Here is a 19,655-nt window from a genome sequence, read left to right as displayed (position 1 = left end):
CACCTCCCGGATCCGTCCGCGGTTCCGGGGGAGGCCCCTGTGTCCGTACCCAGGGGCTGGCATCGGTGAGTTCCGACCGAGTACAGAAAGCAGGTACCGCATGTACGCGATCGTTCGCGCAGGCGGCCGCCAGCACAAGGTCGCCGTCGGCGACGTGCTGGAGATCGACCGCATCGAGGCCAAGCCGGGTGACTCGGTCGAGCTGTCGACCGTCCTGGTCGTCGACGGTGACGCCGTCACCTCCGACCCGTGGGTGCTCGGTGGCGTCAAGGCGCACGCCGAGGTCGTCGAGGAGACCAAGGGCGACAAGATCGTCATCCTCCGCTACAAGAACAAGACGGGTTACCGCCGTCGTCAGGGTCACCGCCAGAAGTACACCGCGGTGCGCATCACGAGCATCGACTCCGTCAGCAAGTAAGGGGATAGCGAGATGGCACACAAGAAGGGCGCAAGCTCTACCCGCAACGGCCGTGACTCGAACGCCCAGCGCCTCGGCGTCAAGCGCTTCGGCGGCCAGGTCGTCTCGGCCGGCGAGATCCTCGTCCGCCAGCGCGGCACCCACTTCCACCCGGGTGCCGGTGTCGGTCGCGGTGGCGACGACACCCTGTTCGCGCTGACCGCCGGTGCCGTGCAGTTCGGCAACCGCCGCGGCCGCAAGGTCGTCAACATCGTGGCCGTCGAGGCCTGAGTCTGACCCCACGTCAGGACTCGTCGTGAAGGGTGGGCCGGAATGTTCCGGTCCACCCTTCATGCTTTACCGCAGGACCCCATCTTTTCCGTCGTACTGGAGGCACACCCATGACCACCTTCGTGGACCGCGTCGAGCTGCACGTCGCCGCGGGTAACGGAGGCCACGGCTGCGCCTCCGTGCACCGGGAGAAGTTCAAGCCGCTCGGCGGGCCCGACGGCGGCAACGGCGGCGAGGGCGGCAGCGTCGTCCTCACCGTCGACAGCCAGATCACCACCCTGCTCGAGTACCACCACTCGCCCAAGCGCAAGGCCACCAACGGCAAGCCCGGCGCCGGTGGCAACCGCACCGGCGCCGACGGCCAGGACCTCGTCCTCGCGGTGCCGGACGGCACCGTGGTGCTCGACAAGAAGGGCAACGTGCTCGCCGACCTGGTCGGCCACGGCACCAGCTTCGTCGCCGCCGCCGGCGGCCGCGGCGGCCTCGGCAACGCCGCCCTCGCCTCCGCCCGCCGCAAGGCCCCCGGCTTCGCCCTGCTCGGCGAGCCCGGCGAGGCCCGCGACATCGTGATGGAGCTCAAGTCCGTCGCCGACGTCGCCCTGGTGGGGTACCCGAGCGCCGGCAAGTCCTCGCTGATCTCGGTGCTCTCCGCCGCCAAGCCGAAGATCGCGGACTACCCGTTCACCACGCTGATCCCCAACCTCGGCGTGGTCACCGCCGGCTCGACGGTCTACACGATCGCCGACGTCCCCGGCCTGATCCCCGGCGCCAGCCAGGGCAAGGGCCTGGGCCTGGAGTTCCTGCGCCACGTCGAGCGCTGCGAGGTGCTGGTGCACGTCCTCGACTGCGCCACCCTGGAGCCCGGCCGCGACCCGCTCACCGACCTGGAGACCATCGAGGAGGAGCTCGCCCAGTACGGCGGCCTGGAGGACCGGCCGCGCCTGGTCGCGCTCAACAAGGTGGACGTGCCGGACGGCCAGGACATCGCCGACCTCACCCGCGCCTCGTTGGAGGAGCGCGGCTACCGCGTCTTCGAGGTCTCCGCGCTCGCCCACAAGGGCCTGCGCGAGCTGAGCTTCGCCCTGGCGCAGATCGTCGCCGAGGCGCGCGCCGCCAAGCCGGTCGAGGAGTCCACCCGGATCGTGCTGCGGCCGAAGGCCGTGGACGACGCGGGCTTCACCATCACCGAGGAGGACGGCGTCTACCGCATCCGCGGCGTCAAGCCGGAGCGGTGGGTCCGCCAGACCGACTTCAGCAACGACGAGGCCGTCGGCTACCTCGCCGACCGCCTGGCCCGCCTCGGCGTCGAGCAGGAGCTCTGGAAGGTCGGCGCGCAGGAGGGCGACACCGTCGTCATCGGCCCCGAGGACGACGCGGTCGTCTTCGACTGGGAGCCGACCATGGCCGCCGGCGCCGAGATGCTCGGCCGCCGCGGCGAGGACCACCGCTTCGAGACACAGCGGCCCGCCGTCGACCGCCGCCGCGAGCGCCAGCGCGGCCGGGACGCCGCCGAGGAGGAGTACCGCGCGTTCGAGGCGCTCTCCTCCGGCCGCCAGGCCATCGAGGGCGACGACGAGGACTACTGAGTCCCGGCGTCCACCAGCTGAAAACCCCGACGGGCCCGCTGCGCGGATCGCGTAGATTGCGACCGGGCAGCGGGCTCGATCCAGCACGACCGGAGGACACTGATGACGGGTCAGACACTGCGGCAGGACGTCCTCGCCGCGCGGCGGATCGTCGTGAAGGTCGGCTCGTCCTCACTGACCACCGCGGCCGGCGGCCTGGACGCCGACCGGGTCGACGCGCTCGTCGACGCGCTCGCCAAGGTCCGCTCCCGCCCGGACGCCCCCGACGTCGTCCTGGTCTCCTCCGGCGCCATCGCGGCCGGCCTCGCCCCGCTCGGCCTCGCCAAGCGCCCCTCCGACCTCGCCCGCCAGCAGGCCGCCGCCAGCGTCGGGCAGGGCCTGCTGGTCGCGCGCTACACCGCCTCCTTCGCCCGGTACGGCATCCGGGTCGGCCAGGTGCTGCTGACCGCCGAGGACGCCAGTCGACGCTCGCACTACCGCAACGCCTACCGCACCCTCGACCAGCTGCTCGCGATGGGCGCGATGCCGGTCGTCAACGAGAACGACACCGTCGCCACCGCCGAAATCAGGTTCGGTGACAACGACCGACTGGCCGCGCTGGTCGCCCACCTCGTCCGCGCCGACCTGCTGGTGCTGCTCTCCGACGTGGACGCGCTGTACGACGGCAACCCGGCCAGGCCGGGCACCACCCGGATCGACACCGTGCGCGGCCCGCACGACCTCGACGGCGTCGAGATCGGCAGCGTCGGCAAGGCCGGCGTCGGCACCGGCGGCATGGTCACCAAGGTCGAAGCCGCCCGGATCGCCACCGGCGCCGGCATCCCCGTCGTGCTGACCGCCGCCAGCCACGCCGCCGAGGCCCTGGCAGGCCGGCCCGTCGGCACGCTCTTCCTGCGCACCGGCAGCCGCTCCGCCGACCGGCTCCTGTGGCTCGAACACGCCTCCACCCCGCGCGGCGCGCTCCACCTCGACGCCGGTGCCGTCGACGCCGTCGTCCTCGGCGGGAAGTCCCTGCTCCCGGCCGGTGTGACCAAGGTCGACGGCGACTTCACCGCGGGTGATCCCGTCGACCTTCTTGGCGAAAACGGCCACATCGTCGCCCGCGGACTGGTCAACTTTGATGCGAGGGAGCTGCCCCGTCTGCTCGGCCGGTCCACGCGGGAGCTGGCCCAGGAGCTCGGTGCCGCGTACGAGCGCGAGGTCGTCCACCGCGACGACCTGGTCGTCCTGCGCGGCTGACGGGGCCACCGGGGCCGGTGCAGCGGGCGGCGCCCGGGCAGGGGACGTCGCCGAACAGGAGGCCGCCGATGGCAAGCAGGCGCCCGGGAACACTGCCCGGGGAGACGTCCGCGCGGCGGCTCACCAGCATCGCGGGCGGCCGCGCCGACGGCGACCCGCCCGGTGAACCCCCGCAGTCCGTCCGGGAGTTGCACCCGCACGGCGAGGGCGAGGGCGAGACGGAGGAGCACGGCAGGCTCTGGCACGTCGTGCTGTCGGTGGCCGGCCGGGCCACCCCGATCGCGGAACTGCGGTCCGCCCTGGAACGGCTCGCGCACGACCACGCCTTCTTCCTGACCGCCCGCTACGCCGCCGACCACGCCGAGATCCGGTACTGGGAGCAGGCCCGCGACCTGCACGACGCCGCGGCCATCGCGCTGCGGCTGTGGGGCGAGCACAAGGCGTCCGCGAACTTACCGCCGTGGGAGATCGTGGGCCTGGAGGTCGTCGACCGCCCCACCTACCACCAGCGGGTGGCCGAGGGCTTCGGCGACCCGCCGCCGCACCTCGGCGGTGTGCACCCGTACTGACCTGCCGCGCCGCGGCCCGCGTCTCAGCCGACGAAATGCGGGCCGAGGCGGCGGCCGCGAGTCGCTACCCTTCAGGCATGACCAGCGACCACGCCACCACCGACAGCCCCGTCCTCGCCGTCGCGCGCCGAGCCCGTGAGGCGGCCGCCGCGCTCGCCCCGCTCCCGCGCAGCGCCAAGGACGCCGCGCTGCTGGCGATCGCGGACGCGCTGGTCGCCCGGAGCGCCGAGATCACCGCCGCCAACGCCGAGGACGTCGCCCGCGCCCGCGAGGCCGGCACCCCGGAGTCCACCGTCGACCGGCTCAGCCTCGACGTGCAGCGGATCGCCGCGATCGCCTCGGACGTCCGCGACGTGGTCGGCCTGCCCGACCCGGTCGGCGAGGTGGTGCGCGGCTACACCCTGCCCAACGGCCTCGACGTCCGGCAGGTCCGGGTGCCGCTCGGCGTGGTCGGCATCATCTACGAGGCCCGCCCCAACGTCACCGTCGACGCCGCCGCGCTCTGCCTGAAGTCCGGCAACGCCGTCCTGCTGCGCGGTTCCGCCTCCGCCTACCGCTCCAACACCGCCCTGGTCGAGGTGCTCCGCGACGCGGTCGCCTCGGCGGGCCTGCCCGCCGACGTGATCCAGCTGGTGCCCGGTGAGAGCCGGGACTCGGTGCAGGAACTGATGCGTGCCCGCGGCCTGGTCGACGTGCTGATCCCGCGCGGCGGCGCCTCGCTGATCCGCACCGTGGTCGAGGGCTCGACCGTGCCGGTGATCGAGACCGGCACCGGCAACTGCCACGTCTACGTCGACGCCCAGGCCGACCTGGCGATGGCGGTCGGCATCCTGCTGAACTCCAAGGCCCAGCGGGTCAGCGTCTGCAACTCCGCCGAGACCCTGCTCGTCCACCAGGACATCGCCGACGCCTTCCTGCCGCTCGCCCTGGAGGCGCTGGCCGGCGCCGGCGTCACCGTGCACGGCGACGACGCCGTGCTGAAGGCCGCCGAGGGCACCGCCGTCACCGCCGTCCCGGCCACCGACGAGGACTGGGAGGCCGAGTACCTCTCGTACGACATCGCGGCCGCCGTGGTGCCCTCGCTGGACGCCGCCGTGGCGCACGTCCGCCGCTGGTCCTCCGGCCACACCGAGGCGATCGTCACCACCTCGCAGGCCGCCGCCCGGCGCTTCACGCAGTTGGTCGACTCCACGACCGTGGCGGTCAACGCGTCGACCCGGTTCACCGACGGGGGTGAGTTCGGCTTCGGCGCGGAGATCGGCATCTCCACCCAGAAGCTGCACGCCCGCGGCCCGATGGGCCTGCCCGAGCTGACCTCCACCAAGTACATCGTCACTGGTGACGGCCACGTCCGCGGTGAGGCGCAGCAGACCGTCGGCTCCTGAGCCGACCGGCGCGCGCTCCGGGCGGTCGGGCCAACTGGCAGGAGCCCCAGACAAACCGCCCGCCCGGTAATACGCTGATTCCCGTGGCTGAGGATGTGGGGGGCTCGCCGTACCCCGACGGCGCCGACCACGGTGGTGCGGACGACGAGTTCGCCACCGTGGTGTTCGACGAGGCCTTCGTCCGGTCCGCGGCCGTGCACGAGCCGAGTGCCCTGGAGCGGCAGCTGGCCGCCGCCGAGGCCCGGGTCGAGCCGGAGACCGCGGGCCCGGCCCGGCCCTGGGACCTGATCGCACCGGAGATGGCCGGCACCGGCGACGTACTGCCGCTGGAGCTGCGCCCGCACCCGCGCGGTCTGGACGACGACCGGCTGTACCCCGATCCGTGGTCCGGCACCGACCGGGCCCGCCGCCGGGCCCGCTGGGCCCGGACGGTCGGCTGGGAGCCGCTGGGCCACGACGGGCGGCACGTCGCCCAGCAGCGCTGGCACCGGCCGGTCGCCTGGGTGCTGGCGGTGGTCATGGGGGTCGGCGTGGTGGCGGTCGCGGTGGCCGCGATCTACCGCGGGGCCAACGGGGCCGGCGAGTCGCCGCGGCGTCCGGAGACGGGTACGAGCAGCACGCCCGGTTCGCCGCCGGCCGTGCCGCTGCCCAGCGCCGTGGCGCTGCTGAGCGGCTGAGCGGGCCGGTGGCGGCGCCGCGCCGGGACGCGGGGCGGAGGCCGCCCGCCGGTCGAACCCTGGCCCGCCCGGTTCTACCCTGGTGCTATGGGTGACCCGCGCGAGCCTCCGGAGGGTGCGCCCGAGGGCGGTTCCGGCAGCGATGACGAGTTCCGGTCCGTCGTCTTCGACGAATCGTTCGTCCGGGCTGCCCGGATCCAGGAGCTGTCGGCCCAGGAGCGGCTCGGCGGGACGTACCGGGCGACCCGGCCGCGGGTCGGCCTCGGGCCCTTCGGCACGCTGCCGCGACAGGCGGTGGCGCTGCTGCTGGTCGTCTTCCTGGCCTTCGCGGCGGCGGTGTACTTCGGCGTCAGTTCACCGCACCGGCAGGCCGCGCCGCCGTCCGGCAACCAGCTGACCACCTCGCTGGTGGCGCTGAGCCCGACCGGGCCGGTGGCTGCGGTCGCCGATCCGGAGCACCCGTTCGCGGCGCTGCCCGCCGCCTACGGGGAGGGGACGACCGGGCTGGCGCTGCCGGCCGGCGCCGCCACCGCGCACTTCACCCGGTCGGACGTCAACCGGGCGCTCTCCGTGGTGCAGCGCTACCTCGTCGCGTCCGCGCTGGCCCCGGCGACCCTCGTCCAGGGGGAGACGGCCGAGGTACGGGCCCTCGTCACGCCGGGCGAGCAGGCGCAGTACGACGACAGCGTGAACACCCCGCAGGACGACCAGCACCACGCCGCCACCGGCTGGCTGGTCCGGTTCGACCCGGGGAAGGTCGCGCTGGCCGTCGACGGCGTGCGGACCTCCGGCGTCGTCCGGGTGGGCGAGGCCGACAGCGGGACGCTGGAGGTCACCACCGACCACACCTTCGTCTACGCCGTCCGGGCGGCCGGCACCTCGGACGGGCCGGTGAGCCTGGTCAGCGTCCGCCGGGAGCTGCGGTTCGCCTTCGACCGGCTGGACCTGAGCTCGGACCGGCTGCGGCTGGTCGACGCGGTGGTACAGGCCGGTCCGACCTCGTGCGGCGCCCCGATGAGCAGCTACCTGCAGCCGCTGCTGGCCGGCAGCACGGCGACCGCACCGCAGGCCGTCGACCCGGGCGACCGCAGCCGGCCGGCCTGGCAGGTGTGCGGGGCGCTCGGACCGCTGACCGGCGAGCCGGCCTCCGGGCGGTGAGCCCGCCCGTCCGGCCCGGGCGCCCCGCCCGGTGTCACTGCGGCACCGCCGCCGGTGTCAGTCCCGGCCGTCGCCGTCCGCGGCGCCCCCGTCCGAGCCGTCGGGGCCCGCGGAACCGCCGGAGCGGGCGCCCGCGAAGGTGTCCCGCAGCTTTCCGCCGACCGTGCCGACCCCGCCGGCCACGTCCCGCAGCAGGCCCATCAGCGGGTCCTTGCTCTCCTTGACGGACTGCGAGTAGGAGTCCGCGGCGGCCTTCCACTGGGCGCCCACCGAGGTCTGCGGGTCGTCGCCGCGGCGCGGGTAGGCGCCGGCCAGGATCGAGCGGTACTCGTCGCTCTCCGCCCACTTCTTCAGCTTGGCGACCCGGACCACCGCGAACGGGTGGGTCTGCGGCAGCACCTGCAGCAGCTTGAGCACGCCGTCGCGCAGGTCGCCCGCGCGCTCGTACTCCTCGGCCTGCTCCAGGAAGGCGTCGACGTTCATCTCCGCCAGGTTGTGGCCGCCGGCCAGCTTCATCAGGCCGCGCATCGAGGCCTGCAGGTCCTGCCCGGCCAGCAGGCCGGCCCGGTCGCAGGAGAGCTCCGCCTTGCGGAACCACTCCTTGAGCGCGGTGATCACGCCCATGATGGCGAGGTTGCCCAGCGGCAGCCAGGCGATCCGGGCGGCGATGTTGGTGAGGATCAGCAGCATCGTCCGGTACACCGCGTGGCCGGACATCGCATGGCCGACCTCGTGGCCGACGACGGCCCGCAGCTCCTCCTCGTCCAGCAGCTCCACCAGGCCGCTGGTCAGCACGATGATCGGCGTCTCCATGCCGATGCACATGGCGTTGACCGCCGGGTCCTGCGTGACGTACAGGTCCGGCACCTTCTCCAGGTCGAGCACGTAGGCGGCGTCCCGGACCATGGCGTACAGCTCCGGGAACTGACGCTCCGAGGTCTTCACCGCGGTGGCCAGGAACATCAGCCGGACGCTGCGCTCGGACACCAGGCCGGCGAGCTTCTTGAGGACGTCGTCGAAGCCGCTCAGCTTGCGCAGCGCCACGAGCGCCGACCGGTCGGCGGGGTGCTCCCAGGCCCGGGTGGAGATCTCCGGGAAGCGCTGCCGGCGCCGGCTGGGCGTGTTGCCGCCGTCCTTGGAAAAGTCGGTCATGTGTGAGTACCTCCTGGTCGTCGCCGGCACCGGCCCCCCGGCCGGCCCCCGCTGCTGTTGGCTCCAACGTCCGTGTGCGCGTACTCGTCCCCGGCGGTCCACCGTACGCCCGGGGGCGGTGCTCGGTGTCCGGAACGCCCCGGCTTACGCTGGTCGTCCGGAGCGAGGTCCGGACCGAGAGGAGCACCCCCGATGTCCCCTGCCACCCTGGCGCACCTGGCCGGACCGATCTCCAACGAGAACGGCCCCGGCCTGTTCCTGCGGATCATCGTGATCGGCTCCATCGTGGGCGTGGGCCTGCTGGCCTGGATCCTGGTCCGCGCGGGCCGCGACTGACCCGCCCGGCGGGCCGCCGCGGCCGCCCCGGCCGGGCCCCCACCTACGAGGGGTCAGACGCGGTGGGCCGCCGCGCGGTTGCGCAGGGCCCACCCGTACGATGAGGCCGCAGGCCGTACGGCCCGCACCCTCGTCCGCCCCCGAGCCGAGAAGGTCCTGCCGACCATGAGCACTGCTGCACTGCCCGCCCTGACCCAGCTCGCCGAGGGCGGCAACCACGAGAGCCTGAACCCCTACCTGACCGGCGGGTCCGCGCTGTTCATCCTGCTGCTGCTGCTCTTCCTGACCACCCGCTTCAACCGCGACCGCTGAGCCGGCCGCACACCGCGGGGGAGCGCCTGCACAGAAGCTGCGCGCTCCCTCCCGCGGACCTCTCCGGGCGGCTTGCCGCCCCGTGACGGGCGTCGCGTAAGGTGTGGCGGCATGGGACAGCAGGCCGGGAGCACCGGTGCGCCGAGGGCGCGTAAGCGCCTCGGCGTGATGGGTGGCACCTTCGACCCGATCCATCACGGTCACCTGGTCGCCGCCAGCGAGGTGGCGAGCGCCTTCCACCTCGACGAGGTCGTGTTCGTGCCGACCGGGCAGCCGTGGCAGAAGTCCGACCGGGACGTCACGCCGGCCGAGGACCGCTACCTGATGACGGTCATCGCGACCGCGGAGAACCCGCAGTTCTCGGTCAGCCGGATCGACATCGACCGCGAGGGTCCCACCTACACCGTCGACACCCTGCGCGACCTGCACGCCCTGCACCCGGACGCCGAGCTGTTCTTCATCACCGGCGCCGACGCGCTCGCGCAGATCATCTCCTGGCGCGACTCCGACGAACTCTTCGAGCTCGCCCACTTCATCGGCTGCACCCGCCCCGGGCACACGCTCTCGGACGCCGGCCTCCCGGTCGGCGGGGTCTCCCTGGTCGAGGTGCCGGCGCTGGCCATCTCCTCCACGGACTGCCGCAACCGGGTCGCCAAGGGCGAGCCGGTCTGGTACCTCGTCCCGGACGGCGTGGTGCGTTACATCCACAAGCGGGCGCTCTACGCGCCGGCCCGGCCTTGATCCCGGGAGGGACGGCGTGACCGGAACCGCAGGCGGAGGGCCGCAGGGCTACCAGCAGGACCCGTACGGCCAGGGCTACGACCCCTACGACCCGCAGGGCTGGCCCCAGGAGCAGCAGCCGCAGCAGGGCCACCAGCAGGGCCAGCAGTACGGCTACGACCCGTACGCCGGTTACCAGGAGCAGCAGCCGCAGGCCTACCAGCAGGACCCGTACGGCCAGGGCGCCTCCCCCCAGCCCGGGCAGTACCCGCAGCAGGGCCAGTACCAGCAGGGCGCGTACCAGCAGAGTCAGCAGGGCCAGCAGGGTTACTACCAGCACCAGCAGCAGCCGCAGGGCTGGGACCCGTACGCCGGCCAGGGCGGGCAGCAGGGCTGGGTGCAGGACCCGTACCAGCAGGGCGCCGCCCCGCAGCAGGCACCCGTGCCGCCGCCGCAGCAGCCCGGCCAGCAGCCGAACCAGCAACCCTTCGTGCAGCAGCCCGCGCGCCGCCCCCCGGTGCAGCAGCCGCCCCTCCAGCAGGTCTCCCCGGCGACCACCGGCGCCGCCACCGCGGGAACCGCCGGTGCCGCGGGTGCGACCGCCCGCGCCGCCGCGCCCGCCCGGCCCGCGCCGCCGTCCGAGCAGGTCGGCGGCAGCCGCCAGAACCGGCGCCCCGCCGCGGCCGGCGACAACTACGCCACCGGCGAGTTCACCTTCGTCGACGAGGAGGCGGAGGAGTCCGAGGACGTCATCGACTGGCTGAAGTTCGCCGAGTCCCGCAGCGAGGTCCGCGCCGAGCGCCGCCGCCGGCTGCGCAACCGGCTGATCGGGCTGGCCGTGGCCGCCACCGTCGTCGCCGGCGGCGTCGGCGGCTGGACGTGGTGGACCGGCCGGGACACCGGCGGATCCGCCGCGGCCGCCGCGGGCGGGCGCCAGGTCAACGTCGTCCACCTGCGCGACCTGCAGGGCAAGGTCAGCACCGCGCTGCTGGTCAACGACGCCTCCGGACACAAGGGCACCGTGCTGCTCATCCCGGACACCCTGCGGCTGCCCAACGACTCCACCGTCACCACGGTCGGCAAGGGCCTGGACGACATAGGCTCGTCCGGCACCCGGGAGGGACTGGCCACCGTGCTCGGCGCCCCGGTCGCCGGCACCTGGCGGCTGGACACCCCGTACCTGACCCTGCTGGTCGCCCAGCTCGGCGGCATCAAGGTCGACACCAACGCCGAGGTCAAGGCCGCCGACGGCAAGGTGCTCGCCTCCGCCGGCAAGGGCGTCAGTCTCAACGGCCAGGCCGCCGTCGCCTACGCCACGCTCCAGGCGCCCGGCGAGGACCGCGGCGCCCAGCTGGCCAGGTTCGGGCAGGTCATGCAGGCCGTGCTGCAGGCCATGCCCACCGACCTGGACGAGGCCACCGACGACGTGCACCGGATGAACGCGGTGCTCGACCCCTCGCTGCCGGAGAAGGCCCTGTCCGGCGTCCTCGCGCAGCTCGCCCAGCAGGGCAAGGACGGGCACCTCGCCACCCAGCTGCTCCAGGCCAAGCCGGACGGCACGCTGGACGAGGCCACCGCCGGACGGCAGGTCAAGGACGTGCTCGGCGGCACCATCAAGAACGCCGCCGCCACCGGCAGCACCCCCCGGGTGTCGGTGCTCAACGCCTCCGGCCTGGACAGGGCCGCCGAGTCCGCGTCGGTGCAGATCACCAACACCGGCATGGAGGTCGTGCCGAGCAGCGGCAAGGCCGGAACCGCCCAGGCCGCCAGTGAGATCCGCTACACCGACGACGCCCGCGCCGAGGCCGCGAAGACCCTGGCCGGTGCGCTCGGGCTCAGGCCGGAGGCGGTCAAGAAGGTCACCGACCCGCAGAACGCCGACCTCGTCGTGGTCCTCGGCAAGGACTACAAGCCCCTGTCCGACCCGAAGTCGGACCAGAAGACGGCCGACCCGAAGGCGAGCGGGGCGAAGACGACCGAGAAGCCCGCGCAGTAGTCCGGCCGGGCCCGCGCAGCGGCCGGGCCCGCGCCCCCGTCGGCGCCCGCCCCGGGCCCCCGGTCAATTCGATCGGGGGCCCGGGGCGTTCGTGAGATCCTGGAGGGGAAAACGCGTAGCCGAGCCGGAAGAACACCGTGACTGCCACTGACCGGAGCCAGGACCTGATCAACGTCGCCGCACAGGCGGCGGCCGAGAAGCTGGCGCACGACATCATCGCCTTCGACGTCAGCGACGTGCTGTCGATCACCGACGCCTTCCTGATCGCCTCCGCGGCCAACGACCGCCAGGTCCGGGCCATCGCCGAGGAGATCGAGGACAAGCTCCGCGAGGAGCTCGACGTCAAGCCCGTGCGCCGCGAGGGCGAGCGCGAGGGCCGCTGGATCCTCCTCGACTACCTGGACATCGTCGTGCACGTCCAGCACTCCGAGGAGCGCTCCTTCTACTCCCTCGACCGGCTCTGGAAGGACTGCCCCGAGCTGCCGCTGCCGGCCGACGCCCTGGCCACCCGCAACCGGCCGGAGGGCGCCCGCACCGACGCCGCGGGCAACGCGGTCGCCGAGGACGAGAGCTGAGCCGCGCCGCGCGGGGGCCGCGCATCGTCTTCTGGCGCCACGGCCAGACCTCCTGGAACCTCGAGTCGCGGTTCCAGGGCAGCACCGACATCCCGCTCACCGACCAGGGCATCTTCCAGGCGCAGCGGGCCGCCCGGCTGCTCGCCGGCCTGAAGCCCGACCTGTTGGTCTCCTCCGACCTGCAGCGGGCCGCCCGCACCGCGGCCGAGCTGGCCAAGCTGACCGGCCTGGAGGTGCACCAGGCCGAGGGCCTGCGGGAGACGTACGCCGGTGAGTGGCAGGGCCTGACCAACACCGAGATCCGGGCCCGCTACCCGGAGGAGTACGAGGCGTGGGCGCAGGGCCACCCGGTGCGCCGCGGCGGCGGCGAGCTGGCGGCCGAGGTCGCCGACCGCGCCGTCCCGGTGGTGCTGGCCGCGGTCGAGAAGCTGCCCGAGGACGGCACGCTCGTCGTGGTGTCGCACGGCGGCACCATCCGCACCATGATCGGGCGGCTGCTCGGCCTGGAGCCGGTGCTCTGGGAGCGGTTCGGCGGCCTGTCGAACTGCTGCTGGTCGGTGCTGGGCCAGGGGGTGCGCGGCTGGCGGCTGCTGGAGCACAACGCCGGCACCCTGCCGCAGCCGGTCATCGGCGACGAGACGTGAGCCCGCACCGGCAGGCGATTTCGCAGTTCGGGGCCTGACCGGCTAGAGTCTTCCTCGTTCGCAGCGAGGACGCCGACCGAGAGGGAGGCGGACGACACGGACTGCGGGGCTATAGCTCAGTTGGTAGAGCGCTTGCATGGCATGCAAGAGGTCTGGGGTTCAATTCCCCATAGCTCCACTCCGCACCAGCGGCCCGAGGCCGTTCGTGTCGCGGGGCTATAGCTCAGTTGGTAGAGCGCTTGCATGGCATGCAAGAGGTCTGGGGTTCAATTCCCCATAGCTCCACAGCAGTCCGAGAGGCCGCCACCCCGACGGGGATGGCGGCCTCCGACGTTTCCGGTCCCTTGTCCCCGACGGGCCGCCCGCTCAGGCGGCGCCGCGGCTGCGCTCCGGCTCGGTCGTGCCGTGGGTGCACTCCGGCCGGGCCCCGGCGGGCTCGGCCGCCATCCGCTCCAGCCGCCGCCGGTCCTCCGGCCCCTCCGGGGTGTAGACGACCAGGTAGACCTCCGGCCGGTCCGGGAGGGTCAGGTACGACGCCCGGACGTTCAGCACACCGACCCCGGCGTGCCGGAAGACCTTGCGGGTGGTCCGCGGCGGAGCCACCTCCTGCCGGTCCCACAGCTCCCGGAAGCGGTCGCTGGCCGCCGACAGGTCCCGCACGTACGCCTCCCAGACGGGCTCGCCCAGGTGTCGCCCGTACGCCGCCCGCAGCACCCCGACCATCCGGGGCAGCTCCTCGTCCCGGTTGAGGAAGGGGTTGCAGCAGTCCGGCACGGTGAACGCGCACCACATGTTGTTCCGCGGCCCGCCGGGCCGGGCCGGCCGGGTGGCCCGCGGAAAGAGCGCCTCGTACGCGGCGTTGTGGCGCAGCACGTCGAAACGGGTGTTGCAGACCGCGGCGGGCAGCGGGCCCAACTGGTCGAGGATGGCCTGGGTCGCGCCGTCGAACTCCGGATCGTCGGGCTCCGCAGGCGACGGCGGCCGCACCCCGGCGAGCCGGAACAGGTGGTCGCGCTCGGCCGCGTCCAGCCGCAGCGTGCGGGCCACCGAGGCCAGCACCTGCTCGGAGGCGTTGATCGGGCGGCCCTGCTCCAGCCACGTGTACCAGGTGACCCCGAGGCCGGCGAGCTGCGCCACCTCCTCCCGGCGCAGGCCCGGCGTGCGGCGCCGCAGGCCGGGCGGCAGGCCGACGTCCTCGGGTCGCACCCGGGCGCGGCAGGCACGGAGGTACTTGGCGAGCTCCTCGCGCCGGAGGTCCTTGCGGGGTACGGCGACGGTGTCCGGTTCCAGCACGGTCATGCCCCCATCGTGGCCGAGCACGGCCGCCGCCGACAGGTGCTGTCGGTACCAGGATCAGCAGGCTCTAACCACCGGTACCGGGCGCCACCGACGATCCCGGTATGACGGACGTACGGACTCCTGACCCCGCGAGCCCTCCGCTCGCCGGCCCCGCTCCCGCGGGTGCCGCCCCCGCGGGTGTTTCGCCTTCGGGTGTTTCGCCTTCTGGTGTTTCACCCGGGGGCGCCGCCCCGGTGCCCGCTGCCGCCGCCCCGGTGCCCGCTGCCGCCGCCCCGGTGCCCGCTGCCGCCGCGCGTGGCGGCTCCCGGCCCGGCCCGGTCCTCGGACTGGTGCTCTCCGGCCAGTTCATGGCCCTGCTCGACGTTTCGGTGGTCAACGTGGCCGCGCCGAGCGTCCGCTCCGACCTGCACGCCTCCGGCGCCGCCCTGCAACTGGTCATCGCCGGCTACACCATCGCCTACGCGGTGCTGCTGATCACCGGTGCCCGACTCGGCGCCCGCTACGGCTACAGCCGGATGTTCCGGCACGGACTGGCGGGCTTCACCGCGGCCTCGCTGGCCTGCGGGCTGGCCCCCGGCACCGGCTGGCTGATCGGCTTCCGGGTCGCCCAGGGCGTCGCCGCGGCCGTGATGGTGCCGCAGGTGATGAGCGTGATCCAGCGGCTGTTCACCGGCGCCGCCCGGGTGCGGGCGCTCGGCCTGTACTCGGCGGTGCTGGCCGGAGGCCTCGCGATCGGGCAGGTGGTGGGCGGGCTGCTCGTCAGCGCCGACCTGTTCGGCACCGGATGGCGGCCGGTCTTCCTGGTCAACGTCCCGCTCGGCCTGGTGCTGCTCGCGGCCTCCCGCCGGCTGCTACCGGCCCTCCCCGGCGACGCCGGCCGCGGCTTCGACCTGCCCGGCCTGCTGACCCTGGCGGCCGCCCTGGGCCTGCTGGTGGTGCCGCTGGTGCTCGGACACGAACTCGGCCGGCCCGGCTGGGGCTGGGCGATGCTCGCCGGCAGTGCCGCGCTGTTCGCCGTCTTCGCCGCGGTGGAGCGGCGGGTGGCGGCGCGCGGCGGGCAGCCGCTGATCGCCGGGCGGGTGCTCGGGGCGCCCGGGCTGCTGCCCGCGGCCGGGTCGATTTTCCTGATCATGGCCGGGTTCGCCGGGTTCATGTTCGCCTTCGCGCTGCACCAGCAGGCCGGACTCGGCAACAGCGCGCTGCGGGCGGGCCTGCTCTCGGTACCGGTGTCCGTGGGCTTCGGAGCGGCGAGCCTGCTCTGGCAGCGGACGCCGCGCCGCCTGCACCGGCTGCTGCCCGTGCTCGGCCTGGCCGTGGTCGCCCCCGGCTACGTGCTGGTCGGGCTGCTGCTGGGCGGGGGAGGGCCGGTCGGCCCCGTCGTGCAGACGGTGCTCGCCGTCACCGGGGTGGCAGCGGGCTGCGCCTACAGCCCGCTGTTCGCCCGGGCGCTCGGGCGGGTGGACCCGGCGGACGCCGCGGACGCCAGCGGCGTGATGGTGACGGTGCTGCAGCTCGGCCAGGTGATCGGGGTGACGCTGCTCGGGACGGTCTTCCTCGGCGCGGTCTCCTACCCGGCGTCCTCGGCGGCCTCCGGCCGTGCCCTGCTGGTCACGACCGCGGTCATCGGCGGTGCGCTGGTCGTGGCGGCAGGTCTCGCCGGCGTCACCGGGCGGGCCGGGAACGCCGGACGGGCCGGGCTGGCCGGGAGCGCCGTCGTGGAGGGTCGGACCGTGGCGGAGGGACGGGCCGCCGTGGAGGGGAGTGCCGTGCCGCGGGGGCGGGATGTGCCGGGCGGGCCGGTGGAGTGACCGGGCCCGGCCCGTCCTGCCCCTGCCGGCCGTGGGACGGCCGGTGCGGGCAGGACGGGCCGGGACGGCGATCCGGGGCCGGTCAGGCGGTGACCGGGAGGCGGCTCAGCAGCTCGCGGCCGTCCGCGCGGACGGCGGTGGCGAAGGTCAGCTTCAGGTCGCGCTCCTCGCCCGCGACCGAGAGGTGCGTGGTGAGCAGGAGGCCGAAGGCCGCCTTGGCGGCGGGCGAGGCGGTGACCGCCTCGCGGGGGAGTGCCATCACCAGCTTGTCGGGCTTGCCGCTGAGCTGGTCCACGCCGAAGAAGAGCAGCCGTCGGTCGGTCAGCGCCAGGTACACCGGACGAGGGGTGGCGATCGCGGTCACCGTACCGGCCGTCAGCACACCCACCACGGCGGTGGTGGCCAGGCGGCGGGCCGCGGAGACCGTGCCGACCTTGGTCAGGGTGGCGAACTCGACCTGCTCGTCGGCTATCAGCAGCGGTCCGGCAGCCTTGAGCAGTTGGTTCCGGCGGCGGTTGTTCATGGTGCTCCTCGGTGCGCGACCGGCCTGATGGTCGGTCATCGACGGGCAGCCTACGGATGCCGATGCACAAGCGGAGTCTTTGATTCCGTAAATTCTTCGTCAAGTGCCGGGCGACTTGCCCGAATCCGTACGGATTCGCACCATCGGTCCCGCGTCCGTACCCTTCGCCCGCCGCCTACGATCGCCGCCCATGAGCACCGAACCGCTCTTCGACCCGGCTGCCGCGCTTCCCGAGGCCGGCGCCGTCCGGTCCGCCGCCGAGCGGGGTGACTGGTCGGCCGTCCGCGCCGTGTTCGCCGACTGCCGGGAGGAGTACGGCCCGCTCGTCCTCTCCGGCCAGGTCGTCGCCGTGCCCGGCGTCGAGCACCTGTTGCGCCAGGTGCTCGCCCACCACCCCGGCGATCCCCTGGCCACCGCCCTGCTCGCCGACCGGCTGATCCACGTCGGCTGGCAGGCCCGCAGCACCCGGCGCGCGCAGGACGTCACCCCCGAGGGCTGGCGCGAGTTCCGCGCCCGGCTCAACGAGGCCGAGCAGTTGCTGATCGGCGCCGTCGCCCGCAACCGCGGCGACGCGCTCGCCTGGATGCTGCGGATGACGATCTCCCGCGGGATCTCCCTGGGCACCAGCGAGACCCGTCGCCGGTACCGCGCCCTGACCCGTCTCTCCCCGCACCACTACGCGGGGCAGCGCAGCCTGCTCCAGCAGCTGCTGCCCAAGTGGGGCGGCAGCTGGGAGGACGCGCACGCCTTCGCCCGCGACTGCTTCCGCGCCGCACCGCCCGGCAGTCTCAACGGCGCCCTGCTGGCCATGTACCACGCGGAACGGGCCGGCTCCCTGGAACGGGCCGAGCGGAACGCGTACGCCGCCCGCGCCGACGTCCGCCACGAACTCGCCGAGGCCGCCCACGGCTCCGTGCTGCACCCCGACTGTCGGATCCGGTTCGGCCGGATCACCGCCCACAGCTCCTTCGCCCTGCTCGCCTCCCTCGGCGGCGACCGGGCCGCCGCCCGGACGCACTTCCAGGCCATGGGCCCGTACGGCAGCACCGAACCGTGGGAGTGGTTCGACAACACCCCGGAACGCACCTTCCGGGAACACCGCGACCGCGCCCTGGGAGGCTGAGCCGTGATCCACCGCTTCGAGGTCGACGGCGTACCGGCCCTGCACGCCCCGCGGCCCGGCCGCACCACCGCCGGCCTGGTCTTCCGGGTCGGCAGCGCCGACGAGACCCTCGCCCGCGCCGGCATCACCCATCTCGTCGAACACCTCGCCCTGCACCGCAGCGGCGTCCAGGTGCACCGCTTCAACGGCGCCACCGGGCAGCTGCACACGCACTTCCTCCTGGAGGGCGACGACCAGGAGATCCGGTCCTTCCTGCAGAGCGTCTGCGAATCGCTGACCGCCCTGCCGATGGACCGCCTGGAGACCGAGAAGGCGATCCTGCGCACCGAGGAGGCCGGCCGCGGCACCGGCGCCGCCGAGGCGACCGGCCTGTGGCGCTACGGAGCCCAGGGCCACGGCCTGGTCAGCTACCCCGAGTGGGGCGTGCCCGGCCTCGACCCGCAGACCGTCCAGCACTGGGCCGACACCTGGTTCACCCGCGAGAACGCCGTCCTCTGGGTCGCCGGCGAACGGGTGCCGGACGGCCTGCGGCTGCCGCTGCGCCCCGGCCGCCGGATGCCCGCGCCGCAGCCGACCTCCGCCCTGCCCGAGACCCCGGCGTACTTCGCCGCGGGGCAGGGACAGGTCCTGTTCGACACCGTGCTGCCCCGGACCGCCGCCGCCGACCTGTACACCGCCTGCCTGGACCGCGAGTTGTTCCAGGACCTCCGGCAGGACGGCGGCCTCTCCTACACCGCCGGCGCCGACCACGCGCACCGCGGCGACGGCGTCCTCACCGTCACCGCCCTCGCCGACGCCCTGCCCGAGCAGCAGGACGCCGTGCTCGGCGGCTTCGTCGACGTGCTCGCCAGGCTCGCCGTCGCGGGCGTCGACCCGGACACCCTCGACGCCCTGCGCCGCCGCGCCGACGCCGCGCACACCGCCCCCGACACGGACGCGGCCCGCCTGCCCGGCTGCGCCGCCGACCTGCTGCTCGACCTGCCCGTCCGCAGCCTCGACGAGATCCGCGCCGAACTCGCCGCCGTCACCGCCGAGGACGTCCGGACGGTCGCTCAGCAGGCCCTCGGCAACGGCCTCCTGCGCGTGCCCGCGGGACGGCGTGCGGACTGGGCCGGTTACCAGGCCGCGCCGCTCCACTCCGTCGCCGCCGTCGAGGGCAACCGCCACCGCTCCCGCGAGGCCGGCGGACCCGACCTGGTGATCGGCCGGGCCGGTGTCAGCCTCGTCCGCGAGGGCGAGGCCGCGACCGTCCGGTACGACGCCTGCGCCGCCTACCTCGCCTGGCCCGACGGCGGACGGCGGCTCATCGGCACCGACGGCATCTGCGTCGAGGTCGAACCCGGCTGCTTCGCCGTTGATGCCCACACCCTCGCCGGGATCGACGCCGCGGTGCCGTACCACGCGTACGTCCGGATGCCACCGCGGGCGGCGCCCGCCCGGCCCTCCCGCTCCGGTCCTGCCGGGGGTCCGGGTGCCGGTGCCGGGGCGGGCACGGCCGTCCGCTCGTCGCCGGCGCAGCTCGCCGTGAACATGGTGCTCACACTCGTCGCCGGTCTGTTCCTGCTGTTCGCCCTCGGCGGGGCCCTCGGCGCGGACGACGAGTCGCGGAGCGACCCGGTCTACTGGGGCGTGCTGGTGGTGGCCGCGGGCATCGCGGCGGCGCTGCTGCGCAGTGTGTGGCGGCGCAGTCGGCCGCGGCGGGCCTGAGGCTGGATCGCGGGGCGGGCGGCTCCGGCGCTACGGGGGGCGGGGCTGCGGGGCGGGTCGACAGCACGGCGGGGCTGCACCGGCCGCCGGGGTTGCCCGGGCCGCCGGGGTTGCCGGCCGGAGCGCCCTGGTGCGGGCTGCAGGGCGGGCGCGACCTG

Annotated in this window: 20 protein-coding genes and 2 tRNA genes; 19 read left to right on the top strand and 3 right to left on the bottom strand. The window is 74.3% G+C overall.

The features are described 5' to 3' along the window. Positions 1–100 precede the first annotated feature (100 nt). From rplU to AB0442_RS26590, 8 genes are all read left to right on the top strand, one after another. The gene (gene rplU, locus AB0442_RS26625; protein ID WP_030270532.1) at positions 101–418 is read left to right on the top strand and encodes a 50S ribosomal protein L21; all 318 of its coding nucleotides are present in this window, start codon (positions 101–103) and stop codon (positions 416–418) included. A 12-nt stretch (positions 419–430) separates the two neighbouring features. After that, positions 431–688, top strand: coding sequence for a 50S ribosomal protein L27 (gene rpmA / locus AB0442_RS26620; RefSeq protein WP_030058248.1), 258 nt, complete (start codon positions 431–433; stop codon positions 686–688). A gap of 110 nt (positions 689–798) precedes the next feature. Then, on the top strand, positions 799–2,274 hold the full coding sequence (obgE, locus tag AB0442_RS26615; RefSeq protein ID WP_363540111.1) for a GTPase ObgE: 1,476 nt from the start codon (positions 799–801) through the stop codon (positions 2,272–2,274). A 102-nt stretch (positions 2,275–2,376) separates the two neighbouring features. Beyond that, a complete protein-coding gene (proB, locus tag AB0442_RS26610) occupies positions 2,377–3,513 on the top strand; it encodes a glutamate 5-kinase (protein WP_344625684.1) in 1,137 nt (378 codons plus the stop codon). A 68-nt stretch (positions 3,514–3,581) separates the two neighbouring features. Then, positions 3,582–4,082, top strand: coding sequence for a hypothetical protein (locus AB0442_RS26605; RefSeq protein ID WP_366165871.1), 501 nt, complete (start codon positions 3,582–3,584; stop codon positions 4,080–4,082). Positions 4,083–4,159: 77 nt separating this feature from the next. After that, positions 4,160–5,467, top strand: coding sequence for a glutamate-5-semialdehyde dehydrogenase (locus tag AB0442_RS26600; protein ID WP_366165870.1), 1,308 nt, complete (start codon positions 4,160–4,162; stop codon positions 5,465–5,467). 83 nt (positions 5,468–5,550) lie between these two features. Next, complete coding sequence (locus AB0442_RS26595) at positions 5,551–6,144, top strand: hypothetical protein (protein WP_366165868.1); 594 nt, start codon at positions 5,551–5,553, stop codon at positions 6,142–6,144. An 87-nt stretch (positions 6,145–6,231) separates the two neighbouring features. After that, positions 6,232–7,302, top strand: coding sequence for a hypothetical protein (locus tag AB0442_RS26590; RefSeq protein WP_366165867.1), 1,071 nt, complete (start codon positions 6,232–6,234; stop codon positions 7,300–7,302). A gap of 57 nt (positions 7,303–7,359) precedes the next feature. Here AB0442_RS26590 and AB0442_RS26585 read toward each other — a convergent pair whose 3' ends face one another. Then, positions 7,360–8,454 (bottom strand): M48 family metallopeptidase, encoded by a 1,095-nt coding sequence (locus tag AB0442_RS26585; protein WP_366165865.1) that lies wholly within the window; start codon positions 8,452–8,454, stop codon positions 7,360–7,362. Between the two features lie 192 nt (positions 8,455–8,646). Between AB0442_RS26585 and AB0442_RS26580 the strand changes: the two genes are divergently transcribed. The 8 genes from AB0442_RS26580 to AB0442_RS26545 all read left to right on the top strand — a co-directional run bounded on the left by AB0442_RS26580 (position 8,647) and on the right by AB0442_RS26545 (position 13,322). Continuing rightward, on the top strand, positions 8,647–8,790 hold the full coding sequence (locus AB0442_RS26580) for a hypothetical protein (RefSeq protein WP_363540099.1): 144 nt from the start codon (positions 8,647–8,649) through the stop codon (positions 8,788–8,790). A gap of 165 nt (positions 8,791–8,955) precedes the next feature. Beyond that, positions 8,956–9,102: a hypothetical protein gene (locus AB0442_RS26575; protein WP_199922936.1), complete on the top strand. Its 147-nt coding sequence runs from the start codon at positions 8,956–8,958 to the stop codon at positions 9,100–9,102. Between the two features lie 111 nt (positions 9,103–9,213). After that, positions 9,214–9,843: a nicotinate-nucleotide adenylyltransferase gene (gene nadD / locus AB0442_RS26570; protein ID WP_363540097.1), complete on the top strand. Its 630-nt coding sequence runs from the start codon at positions 9,214–9,216 to the stop codon at positions 9,841–9,843. A 16-nt stretch (positions 9,844–9,859) separates the two neighbouring features. Beyond that, a complete protein-coding gene (locus AB0442_RS26565) occupies positions 9,860–11,818 on the top strand; it encodes a LytR C-terminal domain-containing protein (RefSeq protein ID WP_366165863.1) in 1,959 nt (652 codons plus the stop codon). Between the two features lie 137 nt (positions 11,819–11,955). Next, a complete protein-coding gene (rsfS, locus tag AB0442_RS26560) occupies positions 11,956–12,393 on the top strand; it encodes a ribosome silencing factor (protein WP_366165862.1) in 438 nt (145 codons plus the stop codon). Next, entirely contained in the window at positions 12,390–13,037 is a 648-nt protein-coding gene (locus AB0442_RS26555) for a histidine phosphatase family protein (RefSeq protein WP_366165879.1), read from the top strand. Before rsfS ends, AB0442_RS26555 begins: the two co-directional genes overlap by 4 nt. 105 nt (positions 13,038–13,142) lie before the next feature. After that, positions 13,143–13,215 (top strand) — tRNA-Ala (locus AB0442_RS26550). A 34-nt stretch (positions 13,216–13,249) separates the two neighbouring features. Continuing rightward, positions 13,250–13,322, top strand: a tRNA-Ala gene (locus AB0442_RS26545). 81 nt (positions 13,323–13,403) lie between these two features. Here the strand turns inward: AB0442_RS26545 and AB0442_RS26540 are convergent. Beyond that, a complete protein-coding gene (locus AB0442_RS26540) occupies positions 13,404–14,336 on the bottom strand; it encodes a helix-turn-helix transcriptional regulator (protein WP_366165860.1) in 933 nt (310 codons plus the stop codon). 233 nt (positions 14,337–14,569) lie between these two features. On the opposite strand from AB0442_RS26540, the gene AB0442_RS26535 reads away from it, so the two are divergent. After that, complete coding sequence (locus tag AB0442_RS26535) at positions 14,570–16,144, top strand: MFS transporter (protein WP_366165859.1); 1,575 nt, start codon at positions 14,570–14,572, stop codon at positions 16,142–16,144. A gap of 82 nt (positions 16,145–16,226) precedes the next feature. Here the strand turns inward: AB0442_RS26535 and AB0442_RS26530 are convergent, their stop codons facing one another. Further along, positions 16,227–16,706, bottom strand: coding sequence for a hypothetical protein (locus AB0442_RS26530; RefSeq protein WP_366165858.1), 480 nt, complete (start codon positions 16,704–16,706; stop codon positions 16,227–16,229). 151 nt (positions 16,707–16,857) lie between these two features. On the opposite strand from AB0442_RS26530, the gene AB0442_RS26525 reads away from it, so the two are divergent. Both AB0442_RS26525 and AB0442_RS26520 read left to right on the top strand, forming a co-directional pair. Continuing rightward, positions 16,858–17,790: a hypothetical protein gene (locus AB0442_RS26525; protein ID WP_366165856.1), complete on the top strand. Its 933-nt coding sequence runs from the start codon at positions 16,858–16,860 to the stop codon at positions 17,788–17,790. Positions 17,791–17,793: 3 nt separating this feature from the next. Next, a complete protein-coding gene (locus AB0442_RS26520) occupies positions 17,794–19,497 on the top strand; it encodes an insulinase family protein (RefSeq protein ID WP_366165855.1) in 1,704 nt (567 codons plus the stop codon). The last annotated feature ends 158 nt before the right edge of the window (positions 19,498–19,655 follow it).

This window comes from Kitasatospora sp. NPDC085895 (assembly GCF_040702125.1).
Classification (GTDB): Bacteria; Actinomycetota; Actinomycetes; order Streptomycetales; family Streptomycetaceae; genus Kitasatospora; species Kitasatospora arboriphila.
Note: the sequence above shows the minus strand (reverse complement) of the source record. Positions and strands in the feature narration are given on the sequence as shown.

Bases quoted from the DNA above. Each gene is read 5' to 3' on its own strand.
- AB0442_RS26525 (WP_366165856.1), top strand. From the start codon at position 16,858: ATGAGCACCGAACCGCTCTTCGACCCGGCTGCCGCGCTTCCCGAGGCC.
- AB0442_RS26530 (WP_366165858.1), bottom strand. From the start codon at position 16,706: ATGACCGACCATCAGGCCGGTCGCGCACCGAGGAGCACCATGAACAAC.
- rplU (WP_030270532.1), top strand. From the start codon at position 101: ATGTACGCGATCGTTCGCGCAGGCGGCCGCCAGCACAAGGTCGCCGTC.
- AB0442_RS26580 (WP_363540099.1), top strand. From the start codon at position 8,647: ATGTCCCCTGCCACCCTGGCGCACCTGGCCGGACCGATCTCCAACGAG.
- proB (WP_344625684.1), top strand. From the start codon at position 2,377: ATGACGGGTCAGACACTGCGGCAGGACGTCCTCGCCGCGCGGCGGATC.
- AB0442_RS26540 (WP_366165860.1), bottom strand. From the start codon at position 14,336: ATGACCGTGCTGGAACCGGACACCGTCGCCGTACCCCGCAAGGACCTC.
- AB0442_RS26575 (WP_199922936.1), top strand. From the start codon at position 8,956: ATGAGCACTGCTGCACTGCCCGCCCTGACCCAGCTCGCCGAGGGCGGC.
- AB0442_RS26585 (WP_366165865.1), bottom strand. From the start codon at position 8,454: ATGACCGACTTTTCCAAGGACGGCGGCAACACGCCCAGCCGGCGCCGG.
- AB0442_RS26590 (WP_366165867.1), top strand. From the start codon at position 6,232: ATGGGTGACCCGCGCGAGCCTCCGGAGGGTGCGCCCGAGGGCGGTTCC.
- AB0442_RS26605 (WP_366165871.1), top strand. From the start codon at position 3,582: ATGGCAAGCAGGCGCCCGGGAACACTGCCCGGGGAGACGTCCGCGCGG.
- rpmA (WP_030058248.1), top strand. From the start codon at position 431: ATGGCACACAAGAAGGGCGCAAGCTCTACCCGCAACGGCCGTGACTCG.
- nadD (WP_363540097.1), top strand. From the start codon at position 9,214: ATGGGACAGCAGGCCGGGAGCACCGGTGCGCCGAGGGCGCGTAAGCGC.
- obgE (WP_363540111.1), top strand. From the start codon at position 799: ATGACCACCTTCGTGGACCGCGTCGAGCTGCACGTCGCCGCGGGTAAC.
- AB0442_RS26600 (WP_366165870.1), top strand. From the start codon at position 4,160: ATGACCAGCGACCACGCCACCACCGACAGCCCCGTCCTCGCCGTCGCG.